We start from the raw sequence: 16,756 nt of genomic DNA on the forward strand, positions 1-16,756 counted from the left end.
CTCGACAGACCGGCCTTCGCCGGCTTTCCGTATTGTCCCGGTCGGAGCCGCTCACATGCCTTGGTAAACCGGGCCTTCGCCGGCTTTTTCTTGGACGGCGGTCGAGACGGCCCGGTCGGAGCCGCTTACATGCCTTGGTAAACCGGGCCTTCGCCGCCTTGTGGCGGCACCCAGTTGATGTTCTGGTTCGGATCCTTGATGTCGCAGGTCTTGCAGTGCACGCAGTTCTGCGCGTTGATGACGAAGCGCACATCCTTGGCCGCCGGATCGGCGGCGGCATTGCCGTCCTTATCCACCCATTCATAGACGCCGGCCGGGCAATAACGGGTCGACGGACCGGCGAAGACGTCGTGCTCGGAGCGCTGCTGCAGCGCCGTGTCGCCGACGATCAGATGGGTTGGCTCGTTTTCCTCATGGTTGGTGTTGGAGAGGAACACCGAAGAGAGCCGGTCGAAGGTCAGGACGCCGTCGGGCTTCGGATAGGCGATCTTCTGATGCTTTGAGGCCGGCTCGAGCGTCGCATAGTCGGCCTTGCCGTGTTTCAGCGTGCCGAAGGGCGAAAAGCCGAACAGCGTGTTCAGCCACATGTCGAGGCCACCGATGCCGACGCCGACGATGGTGCCGAAGCGCGACCACAGCGGCTTGACGTTGCGGACTTTCTTCAGGTCCTTGCCGATGTCGGTGCCGCGCCAGGCTTGCTCATAGGAAGCAAGCTCGTCATTGGCGCGGCCGCCGGCGATCGCTTCGGCGACATGCTCGGCCGCCAGCATGCCGGACAGCACCGCATTGTGCGAACCCTTGATGCGCGGGACGTTGACGAAGCCGGCAGCACAACCCATCAGCACGCCGCCGGGGAAAGACAGCTTCGGCACCGACTGCCAGCCGCCCTCGGTGATGGCGCGCGCGCCGTAGCCGATGCGCTTGGCGCCCTCGAAGGTGCCCTTGATCGCCGGATGCGTCTTGAAGCGCTGGAATTCCTCGAAGGGCGAGAGCCAGGGGTTCTTGTAGTTCAGGTGGACGACGAAGCCGACTGCGACCTGGTTGTCCTCGAGATGATAGAGGAAGGAGCCGCCGCCGGTCTTCATGTCGAGCGGCCAGCCGAACGAATGCTGCACCAGCCCCGGCTTGTGGTTCTCCGGCTTGACCTGCCACAGTTCCTTGAGGCCGATGCCGAACTTGCCCGGCTCGCGGCCGTCGGCAAGCCGGTACTTGGCGATGAGCTGCTTGGCCAGAGAACCGCGCGCGCCCTCGCCGATCAGCACGTATTTGCCCATCAGCGCCATACCCGGCGCGTAGGCCGGGCCATGCGTGCCGTCCTTCTCGACGCCCATGTCGCCGGTGATGACGCCGGTGACGGCGCCGGCATCGTTGTAGACGAGGCTTGCCGCGGCAAAACCCGGATAGATCTCGACGCCCAGCGCCTCGGCCTTGGTCGCCAGCCAGCGGCAGACATTGCCGAGCGAGACGATGTAGTTGCCGTGATTGTTCATCAGCGGCGGCATAAGGAAGTTCGGCAGGCGGAACGAACCCGCGGGCCCGAGCACCAGGAAATGATCGTCGGTCACCGGCGTCTTGAACGGATGATCGCTCTCCTCGCGCCAGCCGGGCAGCAGGCGGTCGATGCCGATCGGATCGACGACGGCGCCGGACAGGATGTGCGCGCCGACCTCGCCGCCCTTCTCCAGCACGACGACGGAGAGCTCGGGGTTGAGCTGCTTCAGACGGATCGCGGCGGCGAGGCCGGCGGGGCCCGCGCCGACGATCACCACATCGAATTCCATGCTCTCGCGTTCGATTTCGCTCATCGGCCCCTCACTGGCTCGCCATGTTTTCGCATTCTGCTGGCTCACGCGCTGCATAGCGCATCAATTAGCGACGCGAAACCGGCGCTGACGTGACAACGCCGATTTCGACAAAAAGTCGCGGTTTTGCATGCGAAACGGGCGATGGCACGGCCCGAACCAAGCATAGGCCAGGGCCAACCGGTTGGCAGGCCAGGCCGCGCCCGCATGTTTTTAATTGTTCGGCGGCTTGGTTATCGGCAATACTTCACGCCATGCGCAGTCCAGAGCCATCCGGCTTTCCATCGAAGCGCTTACTCTTCACGCCCGGCTTGGCTTGGCGCGTGGTTCTTCCGCTCCTCTTTTTGACCGTGCCGGCCTTTTTGACCACGCCAGCCTTTTTGACCATGCCAGTCCGGGCCGACCCGGTGAAGGTCTGGGCGACCGGAGCCTATTCCTTTTCCGATGAGCTGGGCGGCTTTCGCATCACCGGCGTGTCCGGCATCGGCACCAAGGAAGATCCGCTGGTCATCAAGGAGGAGCTCAACACGGCGACGCCGGTGACGCTGACCATCCGCGCAACCAAGCCGATCGAGCCCTTCGGCAAGGCCGGCGAGGTCGCCAATGGCGTGATGTATATGCGCATCGACGTGCTCAACAACAGCGCGCTGCCCTGGGTGGAGTTCCAGTTCGAGCTGCAGGAGATCCTCGACCAGCCGAGCGTGTTCGGCGATGGCCTGTCCTTCGACCAGCGCAACAAGACGCCCGACAACATCTGGTCGAGCAACTTCGCCGATTTCGATCGCAAGTTCGAACCTTACGACCAGTTGCTCTTCAAGAACGGCAAGGTCGACCCGCTGAAGACGGCGACCTTCGATTTCCTGGTCACCGACTACACGCCGCGCTGGACGTTTTACATCGTGCAGGATCCGCGCATACCGACAGGGTGAAGCATATCGATATTCAGGTGATGCCGGCCTGCAAATGGTGGCTTCCTGCGCTTCCGGTGCTCACGTACGAAAAGTACGCTCCGCTCCGGTTCTCGGAAACCACCATTTTCGACTCGGCCTGACCTGAATCTCGACATGCTTCAATGCAGGCGAACGTGGCTTACCTTGCAAATCGGCGCCGCGCGGACGATGGTGGCGCCATGACTGCCGCCTCCCCCAGCACACCTGCCGAGATCGCCGAGCTGCTCGCCTTCTATGCCAGCGCCGGCGTCGACGACGCGCTGGAAGACGCGCCGATCAATCGGTTTGCCGAACCGGCTGCAAGGCCGGCTGGACGCGGGCCGGGCGAACGCAGTCCTGCCGAGCGCGCGGCCGCGGCGCCGCGCCGCGAAGAGAGCCGCCCGGCACCCGAGCAGGCACCGGCGCGAGCCGAGACACCCAACCCGCCAGCACCGCCATCCGGTATCGATGTGAGCAGTATTCCGGACGCGCCCGCGCGGATGCCGGCGGCCGCGGCCGTTCCCGACGAGGCGCAGGCCGCCGCGGCGCGGCAGCTTGCGGCACGCGCGACGACGCTCGATGAGCTGCGCCAGCACATGGCCGCCTTCGACGGCTGCAATCTCAAATTCACCGCCAAGAACCTGGTTTTCGCCGACGGCAACCCCAACGCCGACCTGATGCTGGTCGGCGAGGCGCCGGGCCGCGACGAGGACCTCGAAGGCCTGCCCTTTGTCGGCCGCTCCGGCCGGCTGCTCGACCGCATGCTCGCCGCGATCGGCCTCGACCGCAGCTCGGCCTATATCGCCAACGTCATTCCCTGGCGGCCGCCCGGCAACCGCACGCCGACCCCGCACGAGACCGAAATCTGCCGCCCGTTCATCGAAAGGCAGATCGAGCTGGTCAACCCGAAGGTGCTGGTCAATCTCGGCGGACCGTCGGCGAAGACGCTGCTCAACACGACGGAAGGCATCCTGCGCCTGCGCGGCAATTGGCGAGTTCATACGACCGCATCGGGCATCGCCATTCCGGCCATGCCGACGCTGCACCCGGCCTATCTCTTGAGGACGCCGGCGCACAAGAAGCTGGCATGGCGGGATTTTCTCGAGGTTAAGGCGAAGCTGAGGGGGTTGGCATGAGCCCTCTCCTTCTCCCCTTGCGGGAGAAGGTGGATCGGCGCGCAGCGCCGAGACGGATGAGGGGTGTTCCAGCGGAGTGAGACGTCGGTGGTATCTGGAGCACCCCTCATCCGTCGCCTTCGGCGACACCTTCTCCCACAAGGGGAGAAGGGGGAGCTATAACCTCGCAGGTAATTGAATTGCGCCCCTCGCAGCCCTACGCCTCCCCCATGACGACATCCGACATCTCCGCCGGCAGCCTGATCCGTGAGTGGCGCACGCGGCGACGCATGAGTCAGCTCGACCTTGCTATGGAGGCCGACATCTCGCAGCGACATCTTTCCTTCGTCGAGAGCGGGCGCGCCCAGCCTTCGCGCGACATGGTGCTGCATCTGGCCGAGCAGCTGTCGATCCCACTCAGGCAGCGCAACCAGCTCTTGCTCGCGGCTGGTTTCGCGCCGAGCTTCAGCGAAAAATCGCTCACCGACACAACCCTTGCGCCGGCCATGGCCGCGGTCGAGACGGTGCTCAAGGGCCACGAACCCTTTCCGGCTCTGGCGGTGGACCGGCACTGGAACCTTATATCCGCCAATGCGGCGATCGCCCCTTTCCTGGCCGATATCTCCGAGCCGTCCCTGCTCCGGCCGCCGGTCAATGTGCTGAGGCTCAGCCTGCATCCGGGCGGTGTCGCGCCGCGCATCGTCAATCTGGCGGAATGGCGCGCGCATCTGCTCGAGCGGCTGAAGCATCAGAACGACGCGACCGGCGATCCGGTGCTGATCGAGCTGGAGCGCGAGCTGCGTACCTATCCGTCCGGCTTAAAAAGCAGCCGCCCGACACCAGTCGAGCCGAGCGGCATCGTCCATCCGCTCAGGCTCGCCCATAGCGATCAGGTGCTGTCCTTCATCAGCACCATCACCGTGTTCGGCACACCGCTGGACGTCACCCTGTCGGAACTGGCGATCGAATCCTTTTTCCCGGCCGATGAGCAGACAAGGACGGTGCTGGTGCGGCTGGCGAAGGAGCGGGGCGCGGCAAGCTGACCTACCCCTGCGGCGGCGTCGCCGTCCTTGTGCGCGTGCGTTCCAGACCCAGTTGCCGCTCGCGCCAGATGATGAAGATGCCGGCAGCGACCACGATGACGCCGCCGATCAGCGTGTTGAACGAGGTCACGTCGCCAAAGACGAAAAAACCGACGACAACGCCGAGGATCATCGAGGTGTATTCGAACGGCGCCACGACCGAAGCCTCGGCATGGCGATAGGCCGCGGTCATCAGTATCTGGCCGAGCCCGCCGCAGAAGCCGGCGAAAACAAGCAGCGCCGCCTGCATCGGCGTCAGCGCCTGCCAACCGAAGGGCAGCGTGAGAAGCGACAAAACCGAAGCCGTCGAGGAGAACCATAGCACGATGGTCGCCGTCTTTTCGGTCTGCACGAGATTGCGCACCAGGAGCATGGCGACGGCCGAGATCGCCGCGGCGATCAAAGCCGCCATGACGCCTAACAATTCCTGGTCGTCGAGCGCCTGGTCGGAATTGAGCAGCGTCAGCTCCGGCCAGGAGATGATCAGCACGCCGATCAGGCCGACCGCAACGGCGCTCCAGCGATAGACGCGGATCGTCTCGCCGAGAAAGACCGAGGAGAACACAACGACCAGCAGCGGCTGGGCGTAGTTCAGCGTGATCGCCTCGGGAAGTGGCAGCCTGGTCAGCGCGAAGAAACCAAGCCCCATGGCGCCGACGCCGACCAGGCCGCGCGCGATGTGGTTGAACGGCCGCCTGGTGGTGAATGCGGTGGCAAGCTCCCCCTTGAAGGCCAGGAAAGCGATGATCGGGAAGATAGCGAAGAAGGAACGGAAGAAGACGATCTGCCCGGCGGGCACATCGCCTGCCGCCTTGATGCAGGTCTGCATGCCAACGAAGACCGTCACCGAGACGATCTTCAGCGTAATGCCGCGCAGCGTGCTGTGGCCGACGGCATGATCGACGGTCATCTTGCCTCGAGAGGATGGTCGGAAAACAAAGCCGCGAAATAGCCTAAGAGCAATTCCAGGAAAAGGGTTAAACGGTTAGGTTCGGCGACTTCGCCGTAGCCTCCGTCCGGAATTGCGAAACGCCCTATCCCGCAGTTTTGTCGAGTGCCCGTTTCGTGTAAAGAGCGCGCACCTCAAAATTCTTGGACCAGCAAGCTTGCTGGCCGCCCCTAGTCGACAGGAAAAGCCCAAGGAATGCGCACAGATACCGGCCATGTCTTCAAGCTCGAAGACTATCGCCCCAGCGACTATCTCATCCCGAGGACCAGCCTCGACTTCCGGCTGTCGCCGGACGCGACCCATGTCACCGCGCTGCTCACCATCGAGCGGCGCGAGGGCGTCGCCGCCTCGGCACCGCTGGTGCTCGACGGCGACGGGCTGACGCTGCTTGGCGTTGCGATAGACGGGCATGCGCTGCCGGCCAGCGACTATGAGGCGACGCCGGACGGGCTGACGATCCTGAGGCCGCCGGCGACGGCGCGCTTCGAGCTTCGCCTGGAGACGGAGATCGCGCCGTCACGCAACGAGGCGCTGATGGGCCTCTATCGCTCGAACAACGTCTATTGCACGCAATGCGAGGCCGAGGGTTTTCGCCGCATCACCTATTTCCTCGACCGCCCCGACATCCTGTCGGTCTACACGGTGCGCATCGAAGCTCCGCACAACGAGGCGCCGTTGCTACTCTCCAACGGCAATCCCATCGAACGCGGCGCGCTCGCCAACGGCCGGCACTACGCAGTGTGGCACGACCCCTTCCCCAAACCCTCCTACCTTTTCGCGCTGGTGGCCGGCGCGCTTGGCAAGGTGGCGGACAGTTTTACCACGATGTCCGGCCGCGAGGTCGAGCTCGGCATCTATGTCGAGCCGGGCAAGGAGCGGCTTGCCGGCTACGCGATGGACGCGCTGAAGCGCTCGATGAAGTGGGACGAGGAAGCCTTCGGCCGCGAATACGATCTCGACGTCTTCAACATCGTCGCCGTGTCGGACTTCAACATGGGGGCGATGGAGAACAAGGGCCTCAACGTCTTCAACGACAAATATGTGCTGGCCGACGAAGAGACCGCCACGGATGCCGACTTCGCCAATATCGAAGCGATCATCGCGCATGAATATTTCCACAATTGGACTGGCAACAGAATCACTTGCCGCGACTGGTTCCAGCTCTGCCTGAAGGAAGGCCTGACGGTTTACCGCGACCACGAATTCTCCGCCGACCAGCGCTCGCGGGCGGTTAAGCGCATCGCCGAGGTGCGCACGCTGCGCGCGCATCAGTTCCCGGAAGACCAGGGGCCGCTTGCGCACCCCGTGCGGCCGCGGCGCTACCGCGAGATCAACAATTTCTACACGGCAACGGTCTACGAGAAGGGCTCGGAAGTGGTGCGCATGATCCGCACCATCCTCGGGCCGGAAACCTTCCGTGCCGGCATGGACCTCTATTTCGAGCGGCATGACGGCGAGGCCGCGACGATCGAGGATTTCCTGAAAGTGTTCGAGGACGTCTCCGGGCGGGACCTGGCGCAATTCGCGCTCTGGTATCACCAGGCCGGCACGCCGAACCTGACGGTAAGCTCGACGCACAACGCGGCGGCAAAGGAGTTCACGCTGGAGATCGAGCAGTCGGTGCCGCCGACGCCGTCGGAAAGTCGCAAGCGCCTGATGCATATTCCTCTTGCTTTCGGACTCGTCGGCGCTGGCGGCAAACCTGTCGCTTGGGACGCCGTCGAAGGCGCAACGGTGGATGACGGCGTCATCCATATCCGCAAGCGCCGGCACACGGTGCGCTTTTCGGGCGTTTCGGAACGGCCTTCGGTGTCGCTCAACCGCGGCTTCTCGGCGCCGATCACGCTTTCGGTGCAGCAGAAAGCCGACGACCAGTTCTTCCTCGCGGCGCATGACAGCGACGCCTTCTCGCGCTGGCAGGCGTTCAACACGCTGCTGACCGACGCACTGATCGCGGCCTTCCGCCAGGTGCTCGGCGGCAAGCAGCCGGTCTTCACGGCAAAGCTCGCCGAACTCGCCGGCAGGATCGCCGGCGACGAGACGCTTGAGCCGGCCTACCGGGCGCTGGCGCTGGCGCTGCCCGGCGAAGCCGACATTGCCCGCGATATCGGCAAAGGCATCGACCCAGACGCCATCTTTGCCGCGCGCGAGGCGCTGGCGCGCACGATCGCCAAGGCGAACCGCGAGACCTTCCTGGCGCTCTATGAAAGCCTTACCGACAACGGCCCGTTCACACCGGACGCGGCAAGTGCGGGACGCAGGGCGCTGCGCAACATCTTGCTCGACTATCTTTCACTGCTGCCGGGCGGCGCCGCCCTCGCAGCGCGACATTTCACTGCCGCCACCAACATGACCGACCGCGCCGCGGCGCTTGCCGTGCTGGCGCATCGCCATTCGGGCACTGCCGACGCCGAAGAGGCGCTGGCCGCCTTCGAGGCCCGCTATCGCGGCGACGCGCTGGTGCTCGACAAATGGTTCCAGATCCAGGCCGGCGTGCCGGGCGCGAGGACCGTCGAGAAAGTGCGCGCGCTGATGCGGCATCCGGCCTTCTCGATCGCCAATCCGAACCGGGTGCGCTCGCTGATCGGCACCTTCTCCAGCGCCAACCAGACCGGATTCCACCGCCCCGACGGCGAAGGCTATCGCCTGTTCGCCGAGACGGTGCTGGAGGTCGAGAAGCGCAACCCGCAAGTGGCGGCAAGGCTGGCGACGGCGCTCCGGTCCTGGCGCGCGTTGGAGCCTGGGCGGCAGGCCAAGGCCAAGCAGGCGCTACTCGACATGGCGAAGGCCGAGAACCTGTCGGCGGATCTGCGCGATATCGTGGAACGGACGCTGGCGTAGCACCAACTCACCTTCTCCCCTTGTGGGAGAAGGTGTCGCCGAAGGCGACGGATGAGGGGTGTTCCAGGGAAAGCCGACGTCTCACTCCGCTGGAACACCCCTCATCCGTCTCGGCGCTGTCGCGCCGATCCACCGCCCGGCCCTTCGCAGGCTCAGGGCGTTCGAAGCTCGAAAAGCCAAGCAATTGGCTTTTCGTCCGCTAACGCGGACCGCTTCTCACCCCACAAGGGGAGAAGGGAAAAAGACAAATTTCAATCAACTTTTAATCTTTTTCGCCCGCGCCTCTGGACAAGGCGAATCACCTTTGATTCTTTAATGGCGATTCGGGCGTGCGGCGTATCCGGATCATCCAGTATACGGCAGATCGGGGAGTGCCATTTATGGCCAAGGCGGACGCGTGGGGCGCGCCCGGAGGGAAGGCTTTTGCGCGTCGCAAGGCAAGGAGCGATGGACTTGCCGGCAATACGCGCCTGATCGCCGAACCCACCTATCAGCGGCTCCTGGCCGCCGAGCCGCTGCTGCGCCGGTCGATCCCGGCGCTGATCGTGATTTTCCTCGTCGTCATCGCGGCGCTGCGCTTCCTGTCGCTGATGAACGAGCATGACGAGATCGAGCGCGACGCCAAGGCGGTGCTGGCGCTGGCCGCCGGCCAGATGGCGCAGGCCGTCACCGCGGACCCCAGCGCGGCCGGCGCCAATGCCATAGGTCTCCTGGAAAGCACCAGCCGTCAGGGCGCTATGAGCCGTGCCCATGTGCTGGCCATCACCGACGGCGCGTTCAAGGTCATTGCCGTCTCGCCGCTGTCGACGGGCTGGCAGGGCCGCACGCTCGACAGTCTCGTGCTGGGCGGCCAGCCGCTGTTCATGTTCGGCGACCGGGCCGGCGTGATGGATGTCAGCATCGCCGGACAGGACTGGTTTGCCGCCGTGAGCCTCGCCAGCGACCACAAACACGCAGCCGCCGTGCTGGTGCCGCAGGAAGCGGTGTTCGACAGCTGGCGCAAGTCGATGTCGCTCAACGTCACGCTGTTCGTGCTGACGGCGGGCGTGCTGATCGTCATCCTCTACGCCTATTTCGGCCAGGCGGCGCGCGCCCAGGCAGCGGACCGCATCTATCTCGAGGCGCATCAGCGCATCGACATGGCGCTGGTGCGCGGCCGCTGCGGCCTGTGGGACTGGGATATGGTGCGCGGCAAGATGTACTGGTCGCGCTCCATGTACGACATGCTGGGCTACGAGCCCTGCGATTCAATGCTGTCCTTCGGCGAGGTCGACGAGATCATCCACCCCGACGACGGCGATCTGTTCGAGCTCGCCAACCGCATCGTCGAACGCGAGATCGACCATATCGACCAGGTGTTCCGCATGCGCCATGCCGACGGGCAATGGGTGTGGATGCGGGCCCGCGCCCAGGTGATCGACCCGGAAGCCCCGGAAATCCAGCTGATCGGTATCGCCGTCGACGTCACCGAGCAGCGGCACCTGGCGCTGCGCTCGGAAGCGGCCGACATGCGGCTCAGGACCGCTATCGAGAACATCAACGAATCCTTCGTGCTGTGGGATGCCGCCGAACGGCTGATCATGTGCAATTCGAAGTTCCAGAAGGACAACGGACTGTCGGACCGCGACGTCGTGCCGGGCGTCGTTCGCGATACGCTGGAAGAGCGGATGCTGGCCTTCGCTTCCGAGCGCAGGCTCGCCAATGCCAACGGTCCGCATGGCGGCGTTACGTTGGAGCGCCAGCTTGCCGACGGCCGTTGGCTGCAGGTCAACGAGCTTAGGACCCGCGACGGCGGCATCGTCTCGGTCGGCTCCGACATCACCCAGATCAAGCTGCACCAGGAAAAGCTTGTCGACAGCGAACGCCGGCTGATGGCGACGATCCACGACCTCAGCCTCGCGCGGCGCGCCGAAGAAGAACGCGCCAGCGAGATGGTCGAGCTCAACCGCAAATATATGAAGGAAACCGAGCGCGCCGAGGCGGCCAACCGGGCCAAGTCGGAGTTCCTCGCCAACATGTCGCATGAATTGCGCACGCCGCTCAACGCCATCATCGGCTTCTCCGAGCTGATGCAGCAGGGCCTGTTCGGGCCGCTCGGCTCCGAGCGCTACGAGGAATACGCAACCGACATCAACGGCAGCGGCAAGTACCTGCTCGGTGTCATCAACGACATCCTCGACATGTCGAAGATCGAAGCCGGCCAGTTCTCGCTCGACCGCGAGGAGATCGACCTCTGCCCGCTGATCAAGGAAACGGTGCGGGTGATCTCACTGCAGGCGGCGGAAAAGTCGATCAATGTCGAGACGCGCATCGCCGATACGATGCGACTTTACGCCGACCGCCGCGCCATCAAGCAGATCGCCATCAACCTGCTCTCCAACGCAGTGAAGTTCACCGGACAGGGCGGCAAGATCACGGTCAGGGCGCGCAACACATCGGGCGCGCTGCTGCTCACCATCGAGGACAATGGCTGCGGCATCCCCAAGCAGGCGCTGAGCAAGCTCGGCCGGCCATTCGAGCAGGTGCAGAACCAGTTCTCCAAGAACCACACCGGCTCGGGCCTCGGGCTCGCCATCTCGCGCTCGCTGGCCGAATTGCAGGGCGGCGCCCTGAAGATCCGCTCGACCGAAGGCACCGGCACCATCGTGTCGGTGCGAATCCCGCTGAAGAAGGCGCCGCCGACGGTGAAGGCGGCGGCCTGACCAGCCAGCATCCGCAACAGCTGGATCAAACTTGAAAAAGTTATCTATTTTATCTATTTTGGATAAGAGGTGACTTTCCATGCGCATAACATCGACGGAATTCCAGCAGAATGTCGGCCGCTTCCAGGATGCCGCGCAGCGGGCGCCGGTCGCGATTACGAAAAACGGACGAACCCATACGGTGCTTCTTTCGGCCGCAATGTTCGAAGTGCTGGTCAAGGGACGCGTCGCCCGCCCCGTCGAGGAACTCGACGACGAGACGCTGAAAGCCATCGCCGAGAGCGCGGTCCCTTCCCAGCATGACGAGCTGGACCAGATGCTCAAAGACTGGACGCCGTGAGCCTGCCCAAGCCTGTTCCCGGCCTGGTGATTTCCTATTCCTACCTATGGTCGGACGAGCACAGGAGAGGCGTCGAAGAGGGTCGCAAGAACCGGCCCTGCGCGATCGTTGCGGCGCGCCGGATCGTGGAAGGTCGTGAGGTCGTGACCGTCGTTCCAATCACGCACTCGCCCCCGGCCGACCCCGCCGACGCAATAGAGATGCCCGCGCCGCTCAAGGCGCATCTAGGGTTCGACGACATGCGGTCCTGGGTCTTGGTCAGCGAAACCAACGATTTCCTATGGCCAGGTCCCGATCTCCGACCCATCCCAGGAAACAGCCCAGCCCGCTTCCACTACGGCATGGTGCCGCCCCGCTTCTACGCCCATCTGCGCGATCGAATCCTGCAGGCGCACGCGCAACGCAGGCTCCGCCAGGTTCAGCGCTCCGAGTAGCCAGGCGCGCGTTTCGGCGCGCCCGCGCGAAGCAGATGGTCGAAGTCCCTCCTCACCTTCCCCGAAGTCTCCTTGAGATGTGCCTCCAGCACGGCGAAATCCGGCAGGTCGGTGACCGCCAGAAGCAGGTCTGAAAGCCCCGGCGGGACATCGTCACGCTGGAACTCGCCGGTGAGGCAGAGCCTGATCATCTGGGTCAGCGCCAGGTAGAGCCGGTAGGCCTCGCCAAGCTCTTCACGCATATCGGCTGGGGCAAAACCTGGAGAAAGCCGCGCCAGAATGTCGGCTGTCGCCGTCACCCGGCGGCCGGGTTCGACATTGCCGGTGATGGTCGCGACCTGGGCGATGAATTCGAGGTCGATCAGCCCGCCGGGGATCAGCTTGATGTCCCAGAGGTCGCGCGGCTGCTTCTCCTTCTCGATCAGCGCCCGCATGTCCGAGGCTTCGGCTTTGACCTTGCCGGCATCGCGCGGCTGCGCCAGCACCGCGGCCACCTCGTCGTCAAGCTCGGCGCAGAGTTCGGCGTCGCCACCGATGGCGCGGGCTCTTGCCAACGCCATATGCTCCCAGGTCCAGGCGTCCTGGCGCTGATATTTCTTGAACGCGTCAATGTGGGTGGCGACCGGCCCCTTATTGCCCGAGGGGCGTAGGCGCAGGTCCAGTTCGTAAAGCACGCCCTCGGCCGTCGGCGCCGAGACGGCGGCGATCAGGCGCTGCGTCATGCGGGTGTAGTAGTGCGAAGGCGCCAGCGGTTTATCACCGTCGGAGTCCTCGGCATCGGTGTGATGGTCGTAGAGCAGGATGAGATCGACATCGGAACCCGCGGTGAGCTCGCGGCTGCCGAGCTTGCCCATGCCGAGCAGCGCCACCCTGCCGCCGGCGATCCTGCCGTGACGCAGCGCGAATTCGGCGATCACCGCATTGAGCGCCGCCTCGATGGTGAGGTCGGCGAGATCGGAGAAGGCGCGGCCAGCGCGCGCGGGATCGATCGAGCCGGCAAGCAGGCGCACGCCGATCAGGAATTTCTGCTCGGAAGCGAAGATGCGCAGGCGGTCGAGCACATCCTCATAGGCGCGATCGCCCTCGATGAAGGCGGCAAGCCGCGCCGAGAGATAGGCGCGGTTCGGCAGTTCGGTGAGCAACGCCGGATCGAGCAGGCCGTCGAAGACGTGCGGACGGCGCGTGATGATGGCCGCGAGCCGGGGTGCCGCGCCCATGATGGTCGCCATCAACTTGAGCAGCGCCTGGTTCGACTGCAGCAGCGAGAAAAGCTGGATGCCCGCCGGCAGGCCGGCGAGGAACTCGTCGAAGCGTATCAGCGCCTCATCGGCGCGTCGCGTCTGGCCGAAGGCTTTGAGAAGCGCCGGCGTCAGTTCGGTCAGCCGCTCGCGGGCCTCCGCCGACCGGGTAACGCGGTAGCGGCCGAAATGCCAGCCGCGGATGACACGGCAGATGTCGCTCGGGCGCTGGAAGCCCAGACGATCCAGCGTCTGCAGCGTGTCCGGGTCATCGACATCGCCGGTGAAGACCAGATTGCCGACGCCGGCGGAAAGTTCGGGCGCGGTTTCGAACAGCGCCGCATAGTGGCGCTCGACTTGCTGCAGCGCGGCGCGGAAGGCCTCGGTGAATTCCGCCTCGCCGGCAAAGCCCAGCATCAGCGCGATGCGTTTTAGCTCCTCGTCGCTGTCCGGCAGGGTATGTGTCTGCTCGTCGGCCACCATCTGGATGGCGTGCTCAACGCGGCGCAGGAACCAGTATTGGCAGGTCAGCGCATCACGCGCGTCGGCGGTGATCCAGCCGCGCGCGGCGAGCGCGCCCAGCATCGGCACCGTCTCGCGGCCGCGCAGCTCCGGGAAGCGGCCGCCGGCGATCAGCTGCTGGGTCTGGACGAAGAACTCGATCTCGCGGATGCCGCCGCGGCCGAGCTTGACGTTGTGGCCCTTCACCGCGATCTCGCCATGGCCCTTATGGGCGTGGATCTGGCGCTTGATCGAATGAACGTCGGCGATCGCCGCATAGTCCATGTATTTGCGCCAGACATAGGGCTGCAATTCCTTGAGGAAGGCCGCGCCCGCAGCGAGGTCGCCGGCCACCGGCCGCGCCTTGATCATGGCGGCGCGTTCCCAGTTCTGGCCGCGTGCCTCGTAATAGCGAAGTGCTGCCTCGACCGGGATCGCCAACGGCGTCGAGCCGGGATCGGGACGGAGTCTCAGATCGGTGCGGAAGACATAGCCGTGCTCGGTGCGGTCCTGCAGGATGCGCACCAGACGACGCGTGAGCCGCGAGAACAGCTCGGTCGCGTCGAGCGGATCGATGACGGCCGGCGCCTCCGGCTCGAAGAAGACCACCAGATCGATGTCGGAGGAAAAATTCAGCTCATGCGCGCCGAGCTTGCCCATGCCGAGCAGGATCCAGCCTGAATCCCTGGCCGGGACCGCTGGCTTGGGCAGCTTCAGCTTGCCTTGCCGATGCGCGTCGAGCAGCAGGAAATCGACGGCGGCGGATGTGCAGGCGTCGGCGAGATCGCTGAGGCGGCGCACCGTCACCGAGGTCTCCGCCTCGCCCGAGAGATCGGCGAGCGCGATCAGAAAATGCGCTTCGGTCTTCCATTGCCGCAGCGCCATCATCAGGCCGGATTCCGAGGCATCCTCCGCCTTGGCCGCGCCGCCGATCGCCTCGCCGATGGCGCCAAGCCGCGCTTCGATCGTCCGGTCGAACAACGTGTCGAGAATTGCCGGCCGCCGGCGCGCCACATCGCGCAGGAAGGGCGAGAGGTCGAAGACGGCCGCAAGGAGGTCCTGCAGCGGCCCCTCGCCCGCCAGGAATATGGCGAGACGGGAAAGCCCCTCTTCATCCGCGGCGTCGGCGATTTCCGACAGTTCGCGCCAGGCACGATCCACGTCCAGAGACTGGAGCGCCAGTGTCGGGCTAAGCCGCAACTCGGATTCGATTTTCTTCTTCGCCATTTATCCGCGCCATTAAAGCATGTCTCCCGAAAGTGGGCCCGGTTTCGGGACAAAGACATGCTTAAATCAAAAACTTAAAGCAGGTCGCGTGAATCCTTTTTCTCGCGACCTGCTTTAATGCGTCTCCCGCAACGGGAAACTCATGACCACGGACAATCCGGGATTGGCGGGCAAAAGATCAAGCCTTCCGTTGTGGAAAGTCATGATTGCCTTGGCAAGGCTGAGGCCAAGGCCTGACCCCGGTTGCGAGCGGCTCTTTTCCAGACGCACGAAACGCTCGGTGGCCCGGGCGCGATCGGCGTCGTCCGGAATGCCGTGGCCATTGTCGGTGACGGTGAGCTTGATCTCGCCTCCGGCGCGCTCCAGCGCCACTCGCACCTTCGGCGTCTCCGCCGCGTCGGTCGAGTATTTGATGGCGTTGTCGACGATGTTGGACAGCGCCTGGCCGATCAGCTCGCGGTTGCCGTTGATCGTCAAGGCCTCGGGCGCGGTCGTTTCCAGCGCGACGCCCGCCTCCTCCGCCACCGGCTCGTAGAGTTCGACGACGTCGCTCACCGTGGCGGCGAGATCGACCGGACCGGTCTGTTCCGAGGAATAGCCGGCCTCGAGGCGCGAGATCATCAGGATGGCGTTGAACGTCTTGATGAGTTGGTCGGATTCCGCGATCGTGCCCTCCAGCGCCTGGCGGTAGTCTTCCGTCTTGTGCCGGCCGGCAAGCGTCGCCTCGGCGCGGTTGCGCAGCCTGGTCAACGGCGTCTTCAGATCGTGGGCGATGTTGTCGGAGACCTGCTTCAGCCCCTCGTTCAGCATGGCGATCCTGGCCAGCATCGAATTGAGGTTTTCCGACAGGCGGTCGAATTCGTCGCCGGCGCCGGTGACCGGAAGTCGTCCGCTGAGGTCGCCGCCCAAGATACGGCGGCTGGCGTCCGAGACGCTGTCGATGCGCTTCAGCGCGGCACGTCCGACAAAGAACCAGATCAGGATGCCGCCCAGGCCCATCATGCCGAGCGCCAGGGTCAGCGCGCGGCTGATGACGGCGCGGAAGCGTTCGGGCTCGCCGAGATCGCGGCCGACCAGCATGATCATCTGGTTGGGCAGTCGCAGCACGAGGGCGATGGCGTTGTGGCCCTTTTCTCCTGTCGACTGGGGATTGTTTTTGTCGCCGGCCTGAGGCGCGGCCTGGTCGGTTGCCCCGCTGCGCAGGCGGTCGAGTTCGCCCTCGCCGAAGCGCTGGTAGGAAAAGGGCTCGATCGTCCAGCCCTCGGTCTCGATGACCCCGGGCTCCAGGCTCTGCACGTTGCCGGTCAGGATCTGGCCGTTGGCATCGGCGATCAGATAGAGGTTGGCGCCGGGCTGGCGGGAACGGTTTTCGACCACGCGCACCAGCACCGGCAGGCCGCCGCGCTGGTAGGCGCGGGCCAGGCCCAGCACCTCATCGTTGATGGTCTCCTGCGTCTGCGCCGTCAGCATGCGCGCCGACAGCGACGTCATGTAGAAGACGAGCAGCACCGCGCAGAGCGCGAAAAGCAGAAGATAAAGCGCCGAGAGCCGGGCCGCCGTCGTCTTCATGATGGCCGGCAGGGAAAGAGCCATTTT

At 64.8% G+C, this 16,756-nt stretch carries 11 protein-coding genes; 7 read left to right on the forward strand and 4 right to left on the reverse strand.

The window, feature by feature from the left end; genetic code table 11:
* Window positions 1-125: 125 nt before the first annotated feature.
* The gene (locus KVT37_RS19525; RefSeq protein WP_217576030.1) at window positions 126-1,805 is read right to left on the reverse strand and encodes an electron transfer flavoprotein-ubiquinone oxidoreductase; all 1,680 of its coding nucleotides are present in this window, start codon (window positions 1,803-1,805) and stop codon (window positions 126-128) included.
* A 251-nt stretch (window positions 1,806-2,056) separates the two neighbouring features.
* Here KVT37_RS19525 and KVT37_RS19530 point away from each other — a divergent pair, with 251 nt between their 5' ends.
* The 3 genes from KVT37_RS19530 to KVT37_RS19540 all read left to right on the forward strand — a co-directional run bounded on the left by KVT37_RS19530 (window position 2,057) and on the right by KVT37_RS19540 (window position 4,889).
* Complete coding sequence (locus KVT37_RS19530) at window positions 2,057-2,731, forward strand: hypothetical protein (RefSeq protein ID WP_217576032.1); 675 nt, start codon at window positions 2,057-2,059, stop codon at window positions 2,729-2,731.
* Window positions 2,732-2,931: 200 nt separating this feature from the next.
* On the forward strand, window positions 2,932-3,867 hold the full coding sequence (locus KVT37_RS19535; RefSeq protein WP_217576034.1) for a uracil-DNA glycosylase family protein: 936 nt from the start codon (window positions 2,932-2,934) through the stop codon (window positions 3,865-3,867).
* Between the two features lie 209 nt (window positions 3,868-4,076).
* Window positions 4,077-4,889 carry a helix-turn-helix domain-containing protein gene (locus tag KVT37_RS19540; RefSeq protein WP_217576036.1) on the forward strand — a complete coding sequence of 271 codons (813 nt, stop codon included), beginning with the start codon at window positions 4,077-4,079 and terminating at the stop codon, window positions 4,887-4,889.
* Window position 4,890: 1 nt separating this feature from the next.
* Here KVT37_RS19540 and KVT37_RS19545 read toward each other — a convergent pair whose 3' ends face one another.
* Complete coding sequence (locus KVT37_RS19545; RefSeq protein WP_217576038.1) at window positions 4,891-5,838, reverse strand: DMT family transporter; 948 nt, start codon at window positions 5,836-5,838, stop codon at window positions 4,891-4,893.
* 234 nt (window positions 5,839-6,072) lie between these two features.
* Here KVT37_RS19545 and pepN point away from each other — a divergent pair, with 234 nt between their 5' ends.
* The 4 genes from pepN to KVT37_RS19565 all read left to right on the forward strand — a co-directional run bounded on the left by pepN (window position 6,073) and on the right by KVT37_RS19565 (window position 12,194).
* Window positions 6,073-8,718 (forward strand): aminopeptidase N, encoded by a 2,646-nt coding sequence (gene pepN / locus KVT37_RS19550; RefSeq protein WP_217576040.1) that lies wholly within the window; start codon window positions 6,073-6,075, stop codon window positions 8,716-8,718.
* Between the two features lie 380 nt (window positions 8,719-9,098).
* Window positions 9,099-11,420, forward strand: coding sequence for a PAS domain-containing sensor histidine kinase (locus KVT37_RS19555; RefSeq protein ID WP_217576043.1), 2,322 nt, complete (start codon window positions 9,099-9,101; stop codon window positions 11,418-11,420).
* 79 nt (window positions 11,421-11,499) lie between these two features.
* Window positions 11,500-11,760 (forward strand): type II toxin-antitoxin system prevent-host-death family antitoxin, encoded by a 261-nt coding sequence (locus KVT37_RS19560; protein WP_217576045.1) that lies wholly within the window; start codon window positions 11,500-11,502, stop codon window positions 11,758-11,760.
* Complete coding sequence (locus tag KVT37_RS19565; RefSeq protein ID WP_217576047.1) at window positions 11,757-12,194, forward strand: type II toxin-antitoxin system PemK/MazF family toxin; 438 nt, start codon at window positions 11,757-11,759, stop codon at window positions 12,192-12,194. The genes KVT37_RS19560 and KVT37_RS19565 overlap by 4 nt, the downstream gene beginning before the upstream one ends.
* On the opposite strand, the gene KVT37_RS19570 is transcribed toward KVT37_RS19565, so the two are convergent.
* Both KVT37_RS19570 and KVT37_RS19575 read right to left on the reverse strand, forming a co-directional pair.
* Window positions 12,179-15,160, reverse strand: coding sequence for a bifunctional [glutamine synthetase] adenylyltransferase/[glutamine synthetase]-adenylyl-L-tyrosine phosphorylase (locus KVT37_RS19570; protein ID WP_217576049.1), 2,982 nt, complete (start codon window positions 15,158-15,160; stop codon window positions 12,179-12,181). The two genes, KVT37_RS19565 and KVT37_RS19570, sit on opposite strands and share 16 nt — an antisense overlap.
* Window positions 15,161-15,274: 114 nt before the next feature.
* Complete coding sequence (locus KVT37_RS19575; RefSeq protein WP_217576051.1) at window positions 15,275-16,753, reverse strand: HAMP domain-containing sensor histidine kinase; 1,479 nt, start codon at window positions 16,751-16,753, stop codon at window positions 15,275-15,277.
* Between the last annotated feature and the right edge of the window lie 3 nt (window positions 16,754-16,756).

It is taken from the genome of Mesorhizobium sp. GbtcB19, from assembly GCF_019091085.1.
Taxonomy (GTDB): Bacteria; Pseudomonadota; Alphaproteobacteria; order Rhizobiales; family Rhizobiaceae; genus Mesorhizobium.